Source organism: Adlercreutzia sp. ZJ154, from assembly GCF_011039055.1.
Taxonomy (GTDB): domain Bacteria; phylum Actinomycetota; class Coriobacteriia; order Coriobacteriales; family Eggerthellaceae; genus Adlercreutzia_A.
The window spans coordinates 212,127-229,145 of the sequence record NZ_JAAKEF010000001.1 but is presented as its reverse complement, the minus strand read 5'-3'; the positions used below and the strand labels follow the sequence as shown (position 1 = coordinate 229,145).

The following is a 17,019-nucleotide window of genomic DNA, read 5'->3' as shown; positions in this document are numbered from 1 at the left end:
TTTTAAGATGCGGTATTGCATGTGCAGCTAGGGCAGAGGTCAACTAGGAAACACTCGCAGCACTTCGGGCGTTTGGCGGTGCAGATTTCACGACCAAATAGTACCCATTGGTGATTAATTGGCTTCCATATATCGCGAGGGTACAGCTTCAATAGTGCCTGTTCTGTTTTTAGCGGGTCATCGTCTTTAGGAACAAGTTTAAGCCTGTGCGCTATTCGGTTTACATGAGTGTCTACCGCAATACCTTCCACAATGCCAAAGCCTTCGTTCAGTACAATATTGGCAGTTTTTCGCCCTACGCCGGGCAGCTTTTGCAGTTCGTTCATATCGCGGGGTACATCTCCTGCGTAATCAGAAATTATCATTTGCGCAATTTTTATAGCACGCGGTGCTTTTGTGCGATATAGCCCAATGGTCGAAATAATTTCCATCACATCGGATGGGTTGGCTTGCGCAAGATCGGCTATTGTGGGATAACGCTGCCATAGCGCAGGCGTAACTTTATTCACGCCTACATCGGTTGTCTGCGCCGAAAGCATTACTGCAATGGTTAGCCTAAACGGGTCGCCATCATAATTTAAGGCGCATTCAGCGGCGGGGTAGTGTTCGCACATTCTCTGTTCTATTTCTATAGCACGTTCGCGTTTTTCAGACATCTTTTCGCGTGGCATTATTTCACCTTCGCAATGCGCTCAGTTTTGATGAAATCTATTCAAGACTTGTTGTAAAAATAAGGATATCAGATAGTCATCTGAAAGATGCGAAGCTAAAAGATATATCTACGATACAATTGGTGGCACTGTTTAGCCGCGTTTTCGCGGCATTTTCGGGTTGGAGAGGTTGAACTTTGATTATAGACGCTCTTGCAAATATTTTAGATAAGTCGCACTGTTTAGATGAATTTTGGGGAGCGCTAGGTTCTGGCAGCGATGCAACCTTGGCTGTAGCGTCCTCTGCAAGACCGTTTCTTGTTGCGGCGCGATTTGCGCAGCATCCGCAATGTACATTAGTAGTAGTTAGTGGCGAAGAGGCCTCTATTGCTTTTGCTCGAAATGTGGCGGCGTATATAGGCGAGGAAAAAGTTTTGCGATTTCCTGAAAGGCGCGATTATCCGTTTCAGCCAAAACAGCCCGACATGCGTGTAATAGCTTTGCGAATGCAGGCGGCGCATGCGCTTCGCGCGGGAAAGCATGTGGTGGTTGTGGCAAGTGCGCGTTCGCTAGTGCGCGCAATGCCACCAGCTTGTGCGCAAGCCGATAGCCCTATATATCTTGAATCCGGCAAAGAGTTGGCTGATATGAAAGTGCCGGGAATGAACGATTTAGACACTTTTGTAGCTGCGTTAGAGGCGCGCGGATATTCTAATACAGGTGAACTTGATGGACCTGCTACATTTGCGAGACGCGGCGGCACGGTTGATATTTTTCCAGCAAATTCAGTGTTTCCAGTGCGTGTTGATTTCTTTGGCGATGAAGTAGACGAAATACGCCGCATAGTGCCCTCTACTGGGCAAACCATAGCATCTTTAAGTTCTGTAGAGATATATCCAGCATCGGAGTTTCCAACTACGCCTAAGGCGCTTGCAAGGGCAAAACGCACGCTTGATAAGCCAGCACTTACAAATAAAGCACTTCGTGAAGTCCTAGAAAAACTGGAAGGCGGGCTTCGCTTTGATGGTGCCGATATATTGCTTCCTTATTTGTACGACACAACCACTACGTTAGGAGATTATGTAAACGATAATGCGCTTGTGTGTCTAATGGAGCCCAGATCGGTTATGGATGATGCGGCGAATGCGTTTTCAGACGCGCAGGGTAGAGCGAAAGGATCAGGCTTTTCAGTGTCTGGGTTATATGTTGAACCTAGTGCGCTAGATTTTGGACCGGGTCAGCATGCGGTGTATGTATCCATAATGCGAGTAGGTGCAGCACCTGATGATGAATTGCCTGTAAAACGCACCGATGTAGCCGGTACGCCCGATAAACTGTTTGGCAAGCTGCTTTCGTGGACACAGGCTGACTATACATGCGTGTTCAGCGCTACAAATTATCGCGTTCGCGAAGATATGAAATTGGCTTTTGTAGATCGCGGATTAGCTATTTGCGATTTAAGCAATCAAGATGCTACCTCTGATGCTGCAGATGTAGCGCCGCAGAAGTTGCGTCGCGGCATAGTTAATGTGGTGGATACCGATATACCGCTTGGTATGGTAATACCAAAAGCTAAGTTAGCTTTAGTGTCGATAGCTGACACACAGGGCGCTCAAAGCGCTTCGCGCAAACGTCGAAATGTAGATATTACCAAGATAACTTTCCCATATGCGCCGGGCGATTATGTCGTGCATGCTGTTTTTGGAGTAGCTCTTTTCAAAGCTATAGTGCGCCGTGAAATAGATGGTACCGAACGCGATTATATGGAATTGGAATACGCTGAGGGCGATAAATTATTCTTACCGGTCGAGCAGCTAGATCGCGTTACAAAATATGTGGGAGCTGAGGGCTCTAGCCCACGTTTAACGCGCTTGAATACTTCTGATTGGTCGCGCGCTGTAAGCAAGGCACGCAAAGCTACAAAGAAACTGGCGTTCGACTTGGTGGATGTATATTCCAGACGCGCGGCTACAAAGGGCTATCAATTCGTATGTGAAAGCCCTGCAATTCGCGAGATGGAAGAAAGCTTTCCCTACGATGAAACACCTGATCAGTGCGCTGCCATAGCCGATGTGAAAGCCGACATGGCTTCCTTGCGTCCTATGGATCGTCTGATATGCGGCGATGTAGGGTTTGGTAAAACAGAAGTAGCGCTGCGCGCGGCGTTTATCTGTGTTGAGTCTGGCAAACAGGTAATGCTTTTGTGCCCAACTACTATTCTGGCGCAACAACACTACACCAGTTTCAACGAGCGCTTGCAGCCTTTTGGTGTGAATGTGGCTGTTTTGTCGCGATTCAAAACCGATATTGAACAAACGAAAATCCTAGAAGAGTTTTCAAGTGGAACGTGCCAAATTTTAATAGGTACTCATAGGCTGCTTTCGCGCGATGTTAATCCCAAAGATTTAGGGTTGGTCATAATTGACGAGGAACAGCGTTTTGGAGTTGGGCACAAAGAACAACTAAAGAATCTGCGTGAAACCATAGATGTGCTTACTTTGTCAGCAACGCCTATTCCGCGCACAATGCAGATGGCTGTATCTGGCGTGCGAGATATGAGTCTAATTCTGACACCTCCAAACGAGCGCATGCCCGTTAAAGTTCATGTAGGTGAATGGGATCCAGATATTGTTTCTGATGCTATACGCTTCGAGCTTTCTCGCGGTGGACAGCTATATTACGTCAGTAATCGTGTGCGAACTATTGAAGATGCGGTTCAGCGCGTAAGTCAGGCAGCGCCAGAGGCTCGTGTGGGTGTTGCGCATGGGCAAATGTCAAAAGAGCAGCTAGAGCGCGTAATGGAAGAATTTTCAGCTGGCAAAATAGATGTGTTGGTAGCCACCACAATCATAGAAAGTGGAATAGATAATCCGCATACCAATACCTTAATAATTGAAGATTCGCAACGCCTTGGTCTAGCGCAAATGTATCAATTGAAAGGTCGTGTAGGGCGAAGCAATGTGCAAGCGTATTCCTACTTTATGTTCCCGGAAGAAATACCGCTTACAGAGGAAGCAGAAGCGCGCCTTATAGCCCTAGATGAACATCAGGAGTTGGGAAGCGGTATGCGCATAGCTATGCGCGATTTAGAGATTCGCGGTGCGGGCAGTATGCTCGGTGCCGAGCAATCGGGAAATATGAGTGCGGTCGGTTTCGATTTGTTTGCACAGATGCTAAATCAAGCTGTAGCTGCAACCAGAGAAGGAGATGGTGCAATAGCTGACAGTTTACCTGCTGCTTTATCTGACATAACTGTGAATGTGCCCGGTCATTCCTATCTTCCCGAGGAATACATACCCGACACAGACGAACGCGTGCTTTGGTATAGAAAATTGGCAAGTGCGTCTACTCAAGAGATGGTTAACTCGTATCAAGAAGAAATATTGCGGGTGCATGCCGATATGCCTGCTGCTGCACGTAATTTGTTTGCAAAAGCAAGATGTAAGGCTATCGCCGCCGAACACGGCGTGAAAACAGTTTCGCTGGCGGGTGGAAAACTTACAGTGGAGCCCATAAATATAAGCGCATCAAAGCTAACTAAGATGCGTCGCCGTGGCGCTAGATATCTTAAAGACAAGCGCAAATTAACAATTCCTGCCAGAAATTTTACAGCTGAAGATGGCGAGGCTTTAATCGGCGCTGTGTCAATATTTTTGGACGAACTATATAATGACGAAGCGGATAGGGAAAAATAAAAACAGAAGGTGGAAAAAATGACTCAGAAATCTAGTGTACGCGTTCGTTTCGCGCCTAGTCCAACAGGAATGCTGCATATAGGCGGCGCGCGTACTGCTATCTATAATTGGGCGTTTGCGCGTAAATCGGGCGGCTCTTTTGTGCTGCGCATAGAAGACACCGATCCAACGCGTTCTACCGAAGAAAACACACAAATTATTCTGCGCGCTATGCGTTGGCTAGGACTAGATTGGGATGAAGGTCCAGAGGTAGGTGGGAAGTGTGGTCCGTATTTTCAAACGCAGCGTAGCGAAACATATTTGGCAGCACTTGAGAAATTGAAAGAAGCAAAGGCGGTATATCCGTGCTTTTGCACCAAGGAAGAATTAGATGCAAAGCGCGCGAAAGCTGAAGCGGAAGAAGGCGGCTATGCTGGATACGATGGTACGTGTAGGCATTTAAGTTTAGAAGATGCCCAAGCACGTATAGACGCGGGTGAACCTCATGTATGGCGGCTTGCCGTGCCCAAAGATCGTGGTCCTATCGAATTTGATGACGCTGTTTATGGACATATGAGCTTTCCGTCTGATGTTATAGACGACATGATAATTCAGCGCACTGATGGAACTTTTACATACAATTTTGCCGTAGTTTGTGACGATACAAACATGGAAATTAGCCATGTTATTCGCGGTGATGACCATCTTCCAAATACTCCAAAACAGATCTTAATCTATGAGGCATTAGGTAAAGAAATTCCAGTATTTGCACACCTTCCAATGATATTAGGCGAGGATGGCAAAAAACTTTCAAAGCGTCACGGAGCTACGAATGTAGAAGAGTATCGTGACAGGGGATATTTACCTGATGCTATGGTTAATTATCTTGCGCTTCTAGGCTGGTCACTTGATGGCGAAACTACCGTCATTCCTAGAGATACGCTATGTTCTTCTTTCAGTTTAGAGCGCATCAATAAGAAGCATAGTATTTTTGATGAAAAAAAGCTTGATTGGATGAACGGTGTATACATTCGTGAAATGGATGCATCTTCTTGGGTCTTGGCAGCCGCACCTTGGCTTGCGCAAGCAAAAATAGATGGCAACAATGTGGCTGCCGGCATTACCATAGCGCCAACTCCAACTAAGGAAGAGCAGCTTAGCGCATTGAAGATAACGCGTGTTCCCGGCTGCGATGTGGATGCGCAAATATGGCAGCAAGCTCTTAGAGATGTGTCCGACAATGCAGATTTCTATGAGAATTTGTATCCACTTGTAGCTGAACGTCTGGTGCGTTTTGATGAGATACCTGCAAAACTGGCATACATGTTCTGGAAAGCCAATGTATGCCTCGACCAAAAATCAGTTGATAAAGTATTGTTGAAAGAGGGTGCTAGGGCAGATGAGGCACTTTCAATATGTCGTGGCGTATTGGAAGGGCTTAGCGGAGACTGGAATGAAGACGACGCTATGCAGGCTTGCAGAAGTCTAGGAGACGCGGCAGGCATAAAGCCAAAGCAGTTGTTGCAACCTTTGCGTGTAGCGGTAGCTGGCAATATGGTTTCACCGCCGTTGTTCGAGTCTATAAAGCTACTTGATATGAATGATGTTTTAGCGCGTATTGACGGTGTTTGCGCGAAAGTATTTGGATAGGGGAAATATGTTTCCAGAGCATCCTACATTAGATGAATTAGTTGATTTTTTTCGAAACGACAGATTTGCATCCGAGCGCTGTGGCTGCGAAATTGTGGAAGGTTGGATGGGTCATGGGGTCTGCGAAATGGAAATAACACCAGAGCATCTTAATGCTGGTGGTAGTGTTATGGGTGGCGCAATCTTTACATTGGCAGATTATGCTTTTGCGGTTGCAAGTATGTGTGGCAGGGATGCATCCGTTTCGCTTTCCTCTAATATAGAGTTTATGAAATCTAGTAAGGGCAAACGTTTAATTGCTGCATGTGATGTAGACAAGTCCGGTAGAAAAGTGGGCTTTTATACAACAGATGTAAAAGACGATTTAGGTGAAAAAATCGCCAAGATTGTAACTACTTGCTACTATCCGTCTGTCTCTTGAGGATAACTCTTCCAAATACTATAGATAGCGCAGCTAACACGCATGACACGATAAGCCAACATAAGCCCATTCCCATCCAAAAGCTTTGCGGATACATGCTAATTAACAAAGAATCAACCGGGAATACCCAAGTTCCCGGTTGAAAGAATAAAGCATGTATGCCGGCAAAAAAGCCGCTAAATCCGACAAGTGCGCAAATACTAATTACAGCAAACGCAATTAATACTGCAACGCCGGAATAAAAAAGCGCTTTGCCTACCGGTTTTGTACCAAACATTTTAAACATTGCCATAAAGCAAAAAGCCGCTATAGCAACTACTCCAAACATCGGGAAGTACAATGTACTTACAAGTTCGTTCACATCGTCTAAATGTGCTATTGCGCTTTCGTTTAACGTGTATTCATCCGGCACATCCGTTAATAATTCTTCTTGTGATGCTTGTGCATACTGTGTGTTGGCTTCTGCATTTGCTTTTGATATCTCTGACATTAAGGCATCAAGATTATGCGATCCTACAGTGTAGTCGCGGGTAGCCATAGCAAGTTCGTTAATTTGCTGCTCTGTAAATGGTGTGCTTTCATATACTGAATTTTGTTCTGACAAAAATTGTGTTACATAGGGCACTCCTACGCATACTGCAAACCCGGCAACAAAATATGTTACTGCAAGCGCAATAGAAGTTATTATGCAAATTATCTTTTCTTGCGTGGCTGCCTTCACTATAGATTCCACCCGTCTTCTACATCTGCGTCTACCCATATGGTCGCTGCTGTTATGCCATCATTTTGCTTACTTATTGTTTCGTGTGGTCCTAGCCTGCTAAAAACTCCTTGAAAATGTCCATCGAATAAATAAAGACCATTCATGTTGTTATAGATTGCCGGACTGTAACCTATAGATCCATCTGCGCTATTAAGTATATTGAAATCTGGAGGAAGAGTTTCTGTGCGGAATGGCTTGCAATATCTCTGAACAATGAAAGGGTATCCGCTGCGGCTATTTGCAAATAATTCTATAAGTTCTTCCCATTTTTCTTGACTAACCTCAGAGCCTGCATATACGTTATCAGCTCCGTAATGGTCGGTTGGCTTTATTATCCATAGGTCTTTATTTTCTTTAATTTGTGCCAAATTGACATTTGCTTCATCGAGGAAAGTTGTCGTTGGTACAGTTTGTTCAATAAATGATATTTCGTCTGCACTTAGGAATTCTTGTGTCTTTGTGTCGAATAACACATGAAATATCTGTTTGTCGTGCACGATATGCCCAGCAAAACTCCCTATAAGAGCAACTTTTTGTGCTCGCACAGCATCGATTAATGCCTGCGATTCATCCCAATGTTCTATTACGTCATTTGTAACACAGCGTCGCCATATAGCATCAATTCTATTGCCTTGTGCATCTTTTAGAACATTTCCATCGAAGTTAAGATCTCGCACGTCGACTATAAAACAATTTGTACCAGCTTGTTTAAATAAATCGGCATACACTTGAAATTCATCTACAACACCGTTTTCTAAGTAGTCACATATGGCAATTTGCGGGTTAGCAACTTTGTTTTTGTAGGTGTTGTATATTTCCAAAAAGCGTTCTACCCATGGTTTAAATAAATCGCATCCCTGAACTTTGTGCGCCTGTGAAAACACCTTAAACGATTGCGAGTTTTTTATGGAGTTAGTTATTTCGCGATTCTCGTTCATGCCCGCCGAGCCATCTCCATTAAATTCGCAGAATTTTAGCGTGTAATCATCCTCGTTCAAAAAAGTATCCACACGTGCAAATGGCAAAAGCGAATTATAGCCGCGTGGCAGCAAGATTAATTCTTCTAGCCGCTCATCGAAGTTAAATATGCGTCTGTAATCCGGATCGTCTATATAGTGCTGCATTACTTTGCAAAGAATGCCGTGTGCTGTTTCTGCAGCATTTTTCATAGCATCAAAAGCGTGTTTTCCGAAAAGACGGGGAACGAAAGAGCTAGCAACTACTTGATGGTGCACAATGGCTGTAGACGATTCCATATAGCCAAAAGCTGCGCGTCTGCTGTCTATATCACCATCTAGGTCGGCAATTATTTCAAAATATTCATGTGTATATTCAGCGTCTTGTGCCATGGTGCCTCCGAAAACATTATTTGAACTTGCTTTAAGCAGTCTAACACTCGTACACGGTTTGCGTGTTTTCGGCAAAGTAACAGCTAGGAGATAATAACTGTTAACAAATAGCAACCCTAGCTTTTGTAAGATATATCCATCCTGTAGAATGTTGCAATATGGATATATCTAGGAAAGGGTGTGTTCTCTGTGCATACAGATTCGCTTGAGCGGATAGCGCGCGAGATGCGCTGTAATGTACTTTCGATGATAGGTGAGGCGGGAAGCGGGCATCCGGGTGGGTCGCTTTCTTGTATAGACATTCTTACCGCGCTTTATTTTGGGGGAGTTCTAAAACATAACCCTACCGACCCAGATATGGCTGAACGCGATAGATTCATCCTCGCAAAAGGTCACGCTGCTCCTGCGCTTTATGCAACTCTTTCTAAGGCGGAGTATTTTCCTGAAGAAGAACTTAAAACTCTCAGAAAATTAGGGTCGCGCCTGCAGGGTCACCCCGATTCTTCTCTTGTACCCGGAGTTGAGGTATCTACCGGCTCTTTAGGGCAAGGTCTTTCTATAAGTTGCGGTATTGCGTGTGGTTTACAGCTACAAAATCAGCCGGGGTATGTGTTTACCTTAATGGGCGATGGTGAATGCGAAGAGGGGCAGGTGTGGGAAGCTGCTATGTTTGCGGCGCACCGGAAACTGGGTAATTTAGTAGCTATAGTAGATGGCAATGGACTTCAGATAGATGGGCGTGTGCAGGATGTGTGCAACCCAGAGAATATATGCAATAAATTTGCTGCTTTCGGTTGGGAAACTTGTGAAGTTGATGGTCATGATATAGGCGCTTTAATAGATACGCTTAGCAAGATTAAAGCTGCTGATACAAATTCACCACATTTAGTTATGGCTCACACCGTGAAAGGTAAAGGCGTTTCTTTTATGGAGGACGAGGCTGGATGGCATGGGAAAGCGCCTAATGCTGAACAACTTAAGGCTGCATTGGATGAATTGCACACAGAAAATGAGGTGACAGCATGAGCGCATTGTGCCTTGATATAGACCCATCTATTAAATTAGCAACGCGTGCTGCATATGGTCCAACACTTGCAAACCTAGCCGATTCCGGCATGCCTGTCGTAGCTGTAGATGCCGATCTAACCGGTTCCACCACTACTGCAAAATTCGCCTCTGCTAAACCGGAGTATTCTGCGCGTTTGTTCAATTGCGGTATCGCCGAACAGAACATGATAGATGTTGCTGCCGGGCTTGCCTTAACGGGTCATATTGCGTTTACCGGGTCATTTGCAGTTTTCGGCACCGGTAGAGCGTATGATCAGATTCGCAATACGGCTTGCTATTCCAAACTAAATGTGAAGATTGCTCCTACGCATGCGGGCATTTCAGTTGGTCCCGATGGCGGATCTCATCAAATGCTTGAAGATGTTGCATTGATGCGCGCTATTCCGAATATGCGAGTGCTAGTTCCTGCTGACTACAATTCTGCATGTGCAGCTATCAGGTTGGCTGCCGATACAAGCGGTCCTGTATATATAAGAATGGGACGCGCCGCTGTAGGTCAAATATACGGAAAAGATGTACAACTAAATATGGGCGCATCTTGCGTTCTGCGCGAAGGTCAAGATGTAACAATTATTGCTAACGGGGTTGAAATAAAAGAGGCTCTTGAAGCGGCTGATATTTTGGCACAGCGCGGCATCGATGCTGAAATTATCGATGCGTTCTGTGTCAAACCGCTAGATGAAGATACAATTATACGTTCCGTGCAAAAAACCGGGTGCGCACTTGTTGCAGAAGAGCACTCGGTTATGGGTGGCTTGGGCGATGCTGTGGCAAATGCGATATGTCGCCGCCATCCTGTACCGTGTGCGTTTGTGGGCATGCGCGACATTTTTGGCAAATCTGGCGAATTTGATGAATTGATGCATTATTTTGGCTTAGACGCTGAAGCTATTGTTAAAGCTGCGTGTCAGTTATGTGAGAATGACTAAGTCTGCTAGAATTAAACAGTCTCAGTAAATGAAAACTATTGAACGGAGCAAACACTGTGGCACAAGATGCAAGTCGTGCTAGGGCTGCACGCTCAAGTGCAAGACGCACTTCTGCGGCACACGCATCGCAGCCTAAATCAAAAGCGCAGCTGACATCTCAGTTATCTCAGGCGCTTCCTGTACTTGGAATAGATGATGTTCCGGCGAAAATGGGAACACCTGTTATTACCTTAGAGCATGTCACTAAAGTTTATCCAGCACAACCTAATAGACCAGCATTGTCGGATGTTTCACTTCAGATATATGCCGGCGAATTTCTTTTTTTGGTAGGGCATTCGGGGTCCGGTAAATCTACATTTATCAAACTTTTAACGCGCGAACTAAAGCCCACACAGGGTCATATTTATGTTGCCGATGAAGATTTGTCTTCTATGCGCAATTGGCGCGTGCCTTATTTAAGGCGCAATATAGGTTGTGTTTTTCAAGACTTTAAGCTGCTGCCCAACAAGACAGTTTTCGAAAATGTTGCTTTCGCTTTAGAGGTTATTGGTAAAAGTAAACATGTTGTAAAGACGCAAGTTCCAGAAGTGCTGCGTCTTGTGGGTCTTCAAGAAAAACTAAACAAGAAACCCGATCAACTATCCGGTGGTGAACAGCAGCGCGTTTCTATTGCGCGCGCAATAGTAAACAGACCGCCTCTGCTAATTTGTGACGAGCCTACAGGAAATCTTGACCCGCAAACGTCGCGTGGCATTATGGATTTGCTTGAGCGGATTAACCGCACAGGCACTACAGTGCTTGTGGCTACCCACGATCGCGAAATGGTTGATAATATGCGTAGGCGTGTTATAGCGCTTGACCGAGGTCATCTAACTCGCGACCAAGATAGGGGGGTGTACGGTTTCGATGTCTAGTATTGGTTACTTTTTTAAAGAATCGTTACAGGGCTTTGTTCGCAACCTGTCCACCGCTCTTGGTTCTATTGTCACAATATTTTTATCGCTGCTTATAATTGGTATTTTCCTAGTTGGCGGCTCTATGATTGAGCGCCTTATGTCATCTGTTGAAAGCGAAGTGTCTATAACTTGCTATGTGGCAGATGATGCACCTGATGCAAAAATTCAGCAAGTCATGGGCACGATTAATGGCATGTCTGACGTGCAAAGCGTAGGGTTTACATCAAAAGATCAGGCGCTAGAGAATTTCCGCAACTCTATGACTGCTAACCCAGAGATTCTCGATCAATTAGATGGCAATAATCCGCTACCAGCCTCTATAGATGTTGAACTAACAAATCCTCAATCTGTTAGTAGCGTTGCAGCCGCCATTCAGGCCGATCCAATATACGGACAAATCTGCGAAGACCCTAACGATGTGGGCGACTCTATTAAATATGGTCAAGGCACCGTAGAGCGCCTGTTCCAGATAACAAACTATGTACGCTATATTGGAATAGCGCTTATAGCTATACTAATCTTTATAGCGCTTGTGTTTATTAACAACACCATCCGTTTGGCTATTTTGGCACGCCGTAAAGAAATTGCCATCATGCGTCTTGTGGGCGCGTCGAACGGTTTTATCCGCGGTCCATTCCTTATGGAAGGTGCGCTGCATGCGCTAATAGGTTCACTTTTAGCTATATTGGTTATTCAGCTTTTACGCATGTTTGCTATTCCTGCTTTGCAAAATGCGATACGCTTCCTCGATTTTTCGATTAGTGATAGCACCTATTTGTTCATATATGCCATGCTTGTTATTTTTGGTCTGCTAATTGGACTTGTTGGTTCTATGTTTGCTATGCGGCGCTACCTAAAGGTATAGCAAGCTCTTTGGAGGATGGCTTTGTCTACGGAACGCCTTAGCGCCAATAAAAGGAAACGCAAGAATGCCAATATGCGAGAACGCATGCGCAACCGTAAGGTTGTAAGTGCGTTCTGCTGTTTTTTAGCTATTGTTATAGCTTTTGTACTTGGATTTGTTGTAAGGTCTAACACCGCTTTTGTGCAATCTTTGGGGTTTCCTACGGAATGGGGCACTAGCCAGCCCGGCACACCCGCCAGTGAAAAAACTACATATGAGGCTATATCGGCGCGTGTGGGCGAAGTAGAAGATATTTTGAAGTTATACAGTATGGACGAGCTAGATCTTTCGAAAGCTACTTCAAGCATGTTGGAAGACATGATGCGTTCCACTAACGATCCTTATGCTCAGTATTACGATCCCAGTAGATATGAAAACTTTGTTAAAGAATCAGCTGAAAAGAGTTATTCAGGCATAGGTGTTCTTTTTGGTGAATATGATGGGCGTGCTTACGTAACAGATGTTTTCACTGGGTCTGAGGCTAATGCGCGAGGCGTTGAACAAGGCGATTTTGTAGTTGCTATAGATGGCGATTCTAGTCATAAATGGTCTATGACGGAAGTAATTGGCTCCTTAAAACGCGGTGAAGGTTCTAACGTTGTTATAACTTGGATGCGTCCAGCCAGTTTAGATGCCACTAATGGCGAGCAATTTACAACTACTTTGGAATGCAGAGTGTACGAGGAAGAGAATATAAGCTACTCGATTGACGGCGATGTTGGATATGTCAAAGTTCGTCAGATGACTTCTGATGCTGCTGCGCTAGTTAAAAATGCTGTTAATGATTTATCTAATCAACAAGCGAAAGCGTTTGTAATAGATGTGCGAGATAATCCGGGTGGATATTTAACGCAGGCGCTTGATATGGCAAGCCTTTTTGTGTCGGGTGGTGTGCTGGTTAGCATTCAAACGAACGACAATGAAAGTCCTCGTAACGCTTTGGGAGAAACAATAACAACTGCTCCTATAGTTGTTCTTATGAACCAATATACCGCGGCATCTGCTGAGGTTTTTGCGGCTGCGCTAGAAGATAACCAACGCGCTACTATGGTTGGACAAACCACAATGGGCAAAGGCTCTGTACAGGTAGTTCGCGAACTTACTTTTGGTGGGGCGGTGCGTTATACAGCTGCATATTATCTTACACCTCAAGGTCACAGCATAGACGGGACTGGCGTTACACCAGATATAGTTGTAGCTAACCAAGATGGAGAAGACGGCGACACCCAATTAAATGTAGCCCTTGATGCAGCGCATTCTATGATTGAAGGCGCATAGGCGCTATGGGTCGAAAGAAGCGTTCGCCACGCAGGAAGCCAAAAGCTAATCCACGCGGTATTATTGAAATCAATCGCGCAGGCTATGGTTTTGTTCGCACCGCAGAAGGCGACTTTTTCATTCCCAGATCGTGTGTGGGCGATGCATTCGATGGTGACTTGGTAGAGGTGGCGCGCAAAACCAGTAAGCGCGCAGCATCTTATAATTCGCGACAGCGTCCAGAAGCGCGAGTGGTTAGAGCTTTAGAACGCGCTCATACAACGCTTATCGGCATATATGAGATTGCCGAGCCGTTCGGCATAGTTATTCCAGACGATAAACGTATTCAGCACGATATATTTACTAGATTAGAAGATATGCCGGGTATTCCGGATGGGTCTTTAGTTCGTGTGGCTATTGATATATATCCTTCAAAGCGTAGTGCGGCTATGGGTCACGTTATAGAAATTTTGGGTTGCTCAGATGATGCGTTGCTATCTTCTACAAGGATTATAGCGCGCAACGATATACGCACTGTCTTCTCAAAGAAAGCTATTGATCAGGCTGAATCATGCAAGGTAGATGCTGAACTCGCATTTCGTGAGGGCTATAGAGATATACGTAATAGGTTTGTGTTCACTGTAGACCCTGCAGATGCGAAAGATTTTGACGATGCGATATCTATTGAAAAGATAGATTCATATGAAGGTAGACCTTGCAAGTGGCGACTGGGAGTTCATATAGCCGATGTAGCATATTATGTGGACTATGCCTCTTCTATAGACGAAGAGGCGCAAAAGCGCGCTGTGAGTGTTTATCTTGCCGACAGAGTTGTGCCAATGTTGCCTGAGGCTTTGTCTAACGATATATGTTCACTACGACCAGACGAAGATAGACGCTGCATGAGCGTAGACATTTATATTGATGAAAATGCCACTATGGTTGGTTATGACATATATTCTGCGGTAATGAAATCAAATGCTAGGCTAACTTATGCGCAAGCTCTTGATATGCTTCAAGGAAATACAAGTTCAAATAAAGATTTAGAGTGGCGTCTTCGCGAAGCTAGCTTAATTGCAAAGACTAGAGAGCGTGCAAGATATGCTAGCGGTGGAATTGAGTTTGCCACCAAGGAAGCAAAAATTATACTGGATGATGATGGGCATGCTATTGGAATAGATATTCGTCAGAAAGACGACGCAACAACGCTCATTGAAGAGGCGATGATTTTCGCAAATGAAGTAGTTGCTATGGCGCTGCAAAATAGCAACCTAGCATGTGCTTATCGTGTACACGAGCCACCGCACGTTGATGCGCTTGAAGGAGTTGTTAAGGTCCTTCAAGAATTTAAGTGGTTTGATAAAAACTGTGCTGAGAGACTTGTTTGCGGAGAGCCTTTCGCTATACAGCAAGCATTAGAAAAAGCCAAGGGAAGACCAGAGGCAGAATTGGTCACTTCGCTTTTGCTTCGCGCTATGACGCGCGCAGTTTATTCTACTGACAATGTTGGACATTACGGGCTTGGGCTTAAAACCTATTGTCATTTTACAAGCCCTATAAGGCGCTACCCCGATTTAATGGTGCATAGGCTATTAAAAGCTATGCTTGCGCGCGATAGCCGCCCTGTTCGCAAAATGATAGATAAGCTTCCGCAGCTTTGCGAGCATTGTTCTGGTGCAGAACGTGTTGCGGAAAATGCCGAACGACAGTCTCGTGAAATAAAAATTGCAGAATATTTGCAAGATTTTATTGGCAGGCGCTTCAGTGCTGTTATATCTGGTGTTGCTACATATGGGGTGTATGTTCGCCTAGATTGCACAGCTGAGGGTCTAATTCCTATACGCGAATTAGGTAGCGAATATTTTGTATTTGAAGCAGCATCTTATATGTTGCGCGGGTCGGATACTGGGCGTATATTTCGTTTAGGGCAGGCTTTAGATGTTGTTCTTGTGCAAGCAGATGTGCAGGCACCAGCGCTTACGTTTAGACCAGCATCGAAGAAACGCAAAGAAAAGCGTCCATTTACAACGAAATCGTCTTGAAGCTATCAAACTGCAATGTTATCATCTAGTTTCCTGTGTAATGAATAGGTTAGGGTGTTTTGCGCCCACAAAATAGGAGGAATGTTACAAAATGGCAGTACCTAAGCAACGAATGGGACGTATTCGCACGCATCGTCGCCGCAGCCAGCACGACAAGGTAGATGCTCCATCTAAGTCTACTTGCCCACAATGTGGTGAAGTGAAGCTGCCGCATCGTGTTTGCCCTAATTGCGGCTTTTATAAGAATCGCGAAGTAATAGTAACCGAGTAAATTACAACAGCTATTACGAGCGTACAGCCCTAGCCACGCGCAGGGTTGCACGCTCGTTAATTTATAGCCATGTCCGATAAGGTTACTATCGCTATAGACGCTATGGGGGGAGATTATGCCCCTGAAACTGTGCTGGAAGGTACAGCTTTAGCACTTGCGGAAGATTCGTCTCTTAATGTAATTATGTGTGGACCGGCAGGTATTGTTGAGTCATATTCTGATGCTAATTCTCGCTGCGATTGGTGTGCTGCCGAAGAGACAATAAGTATGGGTGAGCATCCGGCAAATGCGGTACGCAAGAAGAAGAATTCTTCCATAGTTGTGGGATGCAATCTTGTGCGAGACGGCAAGGCGCAGGGCTTCTTTTCGGCTGGATCTACCGGTGCATGTTTGGCAGCTGCCACATTAATTATTGGACGGATTCGCGGTATAAAACGCCCGGCGTTAGTGCAAGTTCTTCCCGCAGCTGAGAAGCCTTGTCTTTTGGTAGATGTTGGTGCTAATTCTGATTGCAAGCCTGAATATTTAGTGCAATTTGCTCAGATGGCATCTGTGTATGCGAAAGATGTTTACGGAGTTGCTAACCCTGTGGTTGGTCTTCTGAATATTGGTGAGGAAGACTCTAAGGGTGACGCTTTGGCTCAGAAAGCACACAAATTGATGCTGGGCAGAGTAGAGGGCTTTAAGGGAAATTGTGAGCCCGGAGATATGCTTGCTGGTAAATTTGATGTTGTAGTAACTGATGGTTTTACCGGCAATATTGCATTGAAAACCATAGAAGCAACATCAAAACTTCTATTTGGATATATAAAAGATGCGATAAACTCTGGTACTAAGGAAAAAATAGGTGCAATTTTAATACGCGATAGTCTAAGACAGTTAAAGCAGAATTTAAGTCCGGAAACTTATGGCGGTAGTCCGCTTCTAGGTGTCAAAGGGGCATGTGTTATTGGGCATGGTGCTTCTAGCGCTGTGGCTGTAAAGAATGGAATTTTGGTTTGTGCTCGCTCTGTGCGAGGGAATGCTGCTTCGATAATAGAGAAAACAGTTGATTCAACTGAAGATATGGCAGAAGGTGTTTAAGG

General features: G+C 44.9%; 14 protein-coding genes. 11 read left to right on the top strand and 3 right to left on the bottom strand.

The window, feature by feature from the left end; translation table 11 throughout:
• Positions 1–2 precede the first annotated feature (2 nt).
• Positions 3–671 (bottom strand): endonuclease III, encoded by a 669-nt coding sequence (nth, locus tag G7Y37_RS01045; RefSeq protein WP_165060369.1) that lies wholly within the window; start codon positions 669–671, stop codon positions 3–5.
• 176 nt (positions 672–847) lie between these two features.
• Here nth and mfd point away from each other — a divergent pair, with 176 nt between their 5' ends.
• Genes mfd through G7Y37_RS01030 form a run of 3 tightly spaced genes read left to right on the top strand, consistent with a single transcriptional unit; the run spans position 848 to position 6,395 of the window.
• The gene (mfd, locus tag G7Y37_RS01040) at positions 848–4,345 is read left to right on the top strand and encodes a transcription-repair coupling factor (RefSeq protein ID WP_165060367.1); all 3,498 of its coding nucleotides are present in this window, start codon (positions 848–850) and stop codon (positions 4,343–4,345) included.
• 18 nt (positions 4,346–4,363) lie between these two features.
• Positions 4,364–5,974 (top strand): glutamate--tRNA ligase, encoded by a 1,611-nt coding sequence (gene gltX, locus G7Y37_RS01035; protein ID WP_165060364.1) that lies wholly within the window; start codon positions 4,364–4,366, stop codon positions 5,972–5,974.
• Positions 5,975–5,981: 7 nt separating this feature from the next.
• Complete coding sequence (locus tag G7Y37_RS01030) at positions 5,982–6,395, top strand: PaaI family thioesterase (RefSeq protein WP_165060361.1); 414 nt, start codon at positions 5,982–5,984, stop codon at positions 6,393–6,395.
• Here the strand turns inward: G7Y37_RS01030 and G7Y37_RS01025 are convergent.
• Positions 6,367–7,128: a DUF1461 domain-containing protein gene (locus G7Y37_RS01025; RefSeq protein WP_165060358.1), complete on the bottom strand. Its 762-nt coding sequence runs from the start codon at positions 7,126–7,128 to the stop codon at positions 6,367–6,369. The two genes, G7Y37_RS01030 and G7Y37_RS01025, sit on opposite strands and share 29 nt — an antisense overlap.
• A complete protein-coding gene (locus G7Y37_RS01020; RefSeq protein WP_165060355.1) occupies positions 7,116–8,507 on the bottom strand; it encodes a glutathionylspermidine synthase family protein in 1,392 nt (463 codons plus the stop codon). Before G7Y37_RS01020 ends, G7Y37_RS01025 begins: the two co-directional genes overlap by 13 nt.
• A gap of 189 nt (positions 8,508–8,696) precedes the next feature.
• On the opposite strand from G7Y37_RS01020, the gene G7Y37_RS01015 reads away from it, so the two are divergent.
• The 8 genes from G7Y37_RS01015 to plsX all read left to right on the top strand — a co-directional run bounded on the left by G7Y37_RS01015 (position 8,697) and on the right by plsX (position 17,017).
• Complete coding sequence (locus tag G7Y37_RS01015; protein ID WP_165060498.1) at positions 8,697–9,533, top strand: transketolase; 837 nt, start codon at positions 8,697–8,699, stop codon at positions 9,531–9,533.
• Entirely contained in the window at positions 9,530–10,504 is a 975-nt protein-coding gene (locus tag G7Y37_RS01010) for a transketolase family protein (protein ID WP_165060353.1), read from the top strand. Before G7Y37_RS01015 ends, G7Y37_RS01010 begins: the two co-directional genes overlap by 4 nt.
• Positions 10,505–10,713: 209 nt before the next feature.
• Positions 10,714–11,418, top strand: coding sequence for a cell division ATP-binding protein FtsE (gene ftsE, locus G7Y37_RS01005; protein ID WP_165060495.1), 705 nt, complete (start codon positions 10,714–10,716; stop codon positions 11,416–11,418).
• Positions 11,411–12,325 (top strand): permease-like cell division protein FtsX, encoded by a 915-nt coding sequence (gene ftsX / locus G7Y37_RS01000; protein ID WP_165060350.1) that lies wholly within the window; start codon positions 11,411–11,413, stop codon positions 12,323–12,325. Before ftsE ends, ftsX begins: the two co-directional genes overlap by 8 nt.
• A gap of 21 nt (positions 12,326–12,346) precedes the next feature.
• Positions 12,347–13,642, top strand: a complete 1,296-nt coding sequence (locus tag G7Y37_RS00995) for a S41 family peptidase (RefSeq protein ID WP_241155944.1) — start codon at positions 12,347–12,349, stop codon at positions 13,640–13,642.
• Positions 13,643–13,647: 5 nt separating this feature from the next.
• Positions 13,648–15,663: a ribonuclease R gene (rnr, locus tag G7Y37_RS00990; RefSeq protein WP_165060348.1), complete on the top strand. Its 2,016-nt coding sequence runs from the start codon at positions 13,648–13,650 to the stop codon at positions 15,661–15,663.
• 91 nt (positions 15,664–15,754) lie between these two features.
• On the top strand, positions 15,755–15,934 hold the full coding sequence (rpmF, locus tag G7Y37_RS00985; protein WP_165060345.1) for a 50S ribosomal protein L32: 180 nt from the start codon (positions 15,755–15,757) through the stop codon (positions 15,932–15,934).
• A 69-nt stretch (positions 15,935–16,003) separates the two neighbouring features.
• Positions 16,004–17,017 carry a phosphate acyltransferase PlsX gene (plsX, locus tag G7Y37_RS00980; RefSeq protein ID WP_165060343.1) on the top strand — a complete coding sequence of 338 codons (1,014 nt, stop codon included), beginning with the start codon at positions 16,004–16,006 and terminating at the stop codon, positions 17,015–17,017.
• Positions 17,018–17,019: the final 2 nt, after the last annotated feature.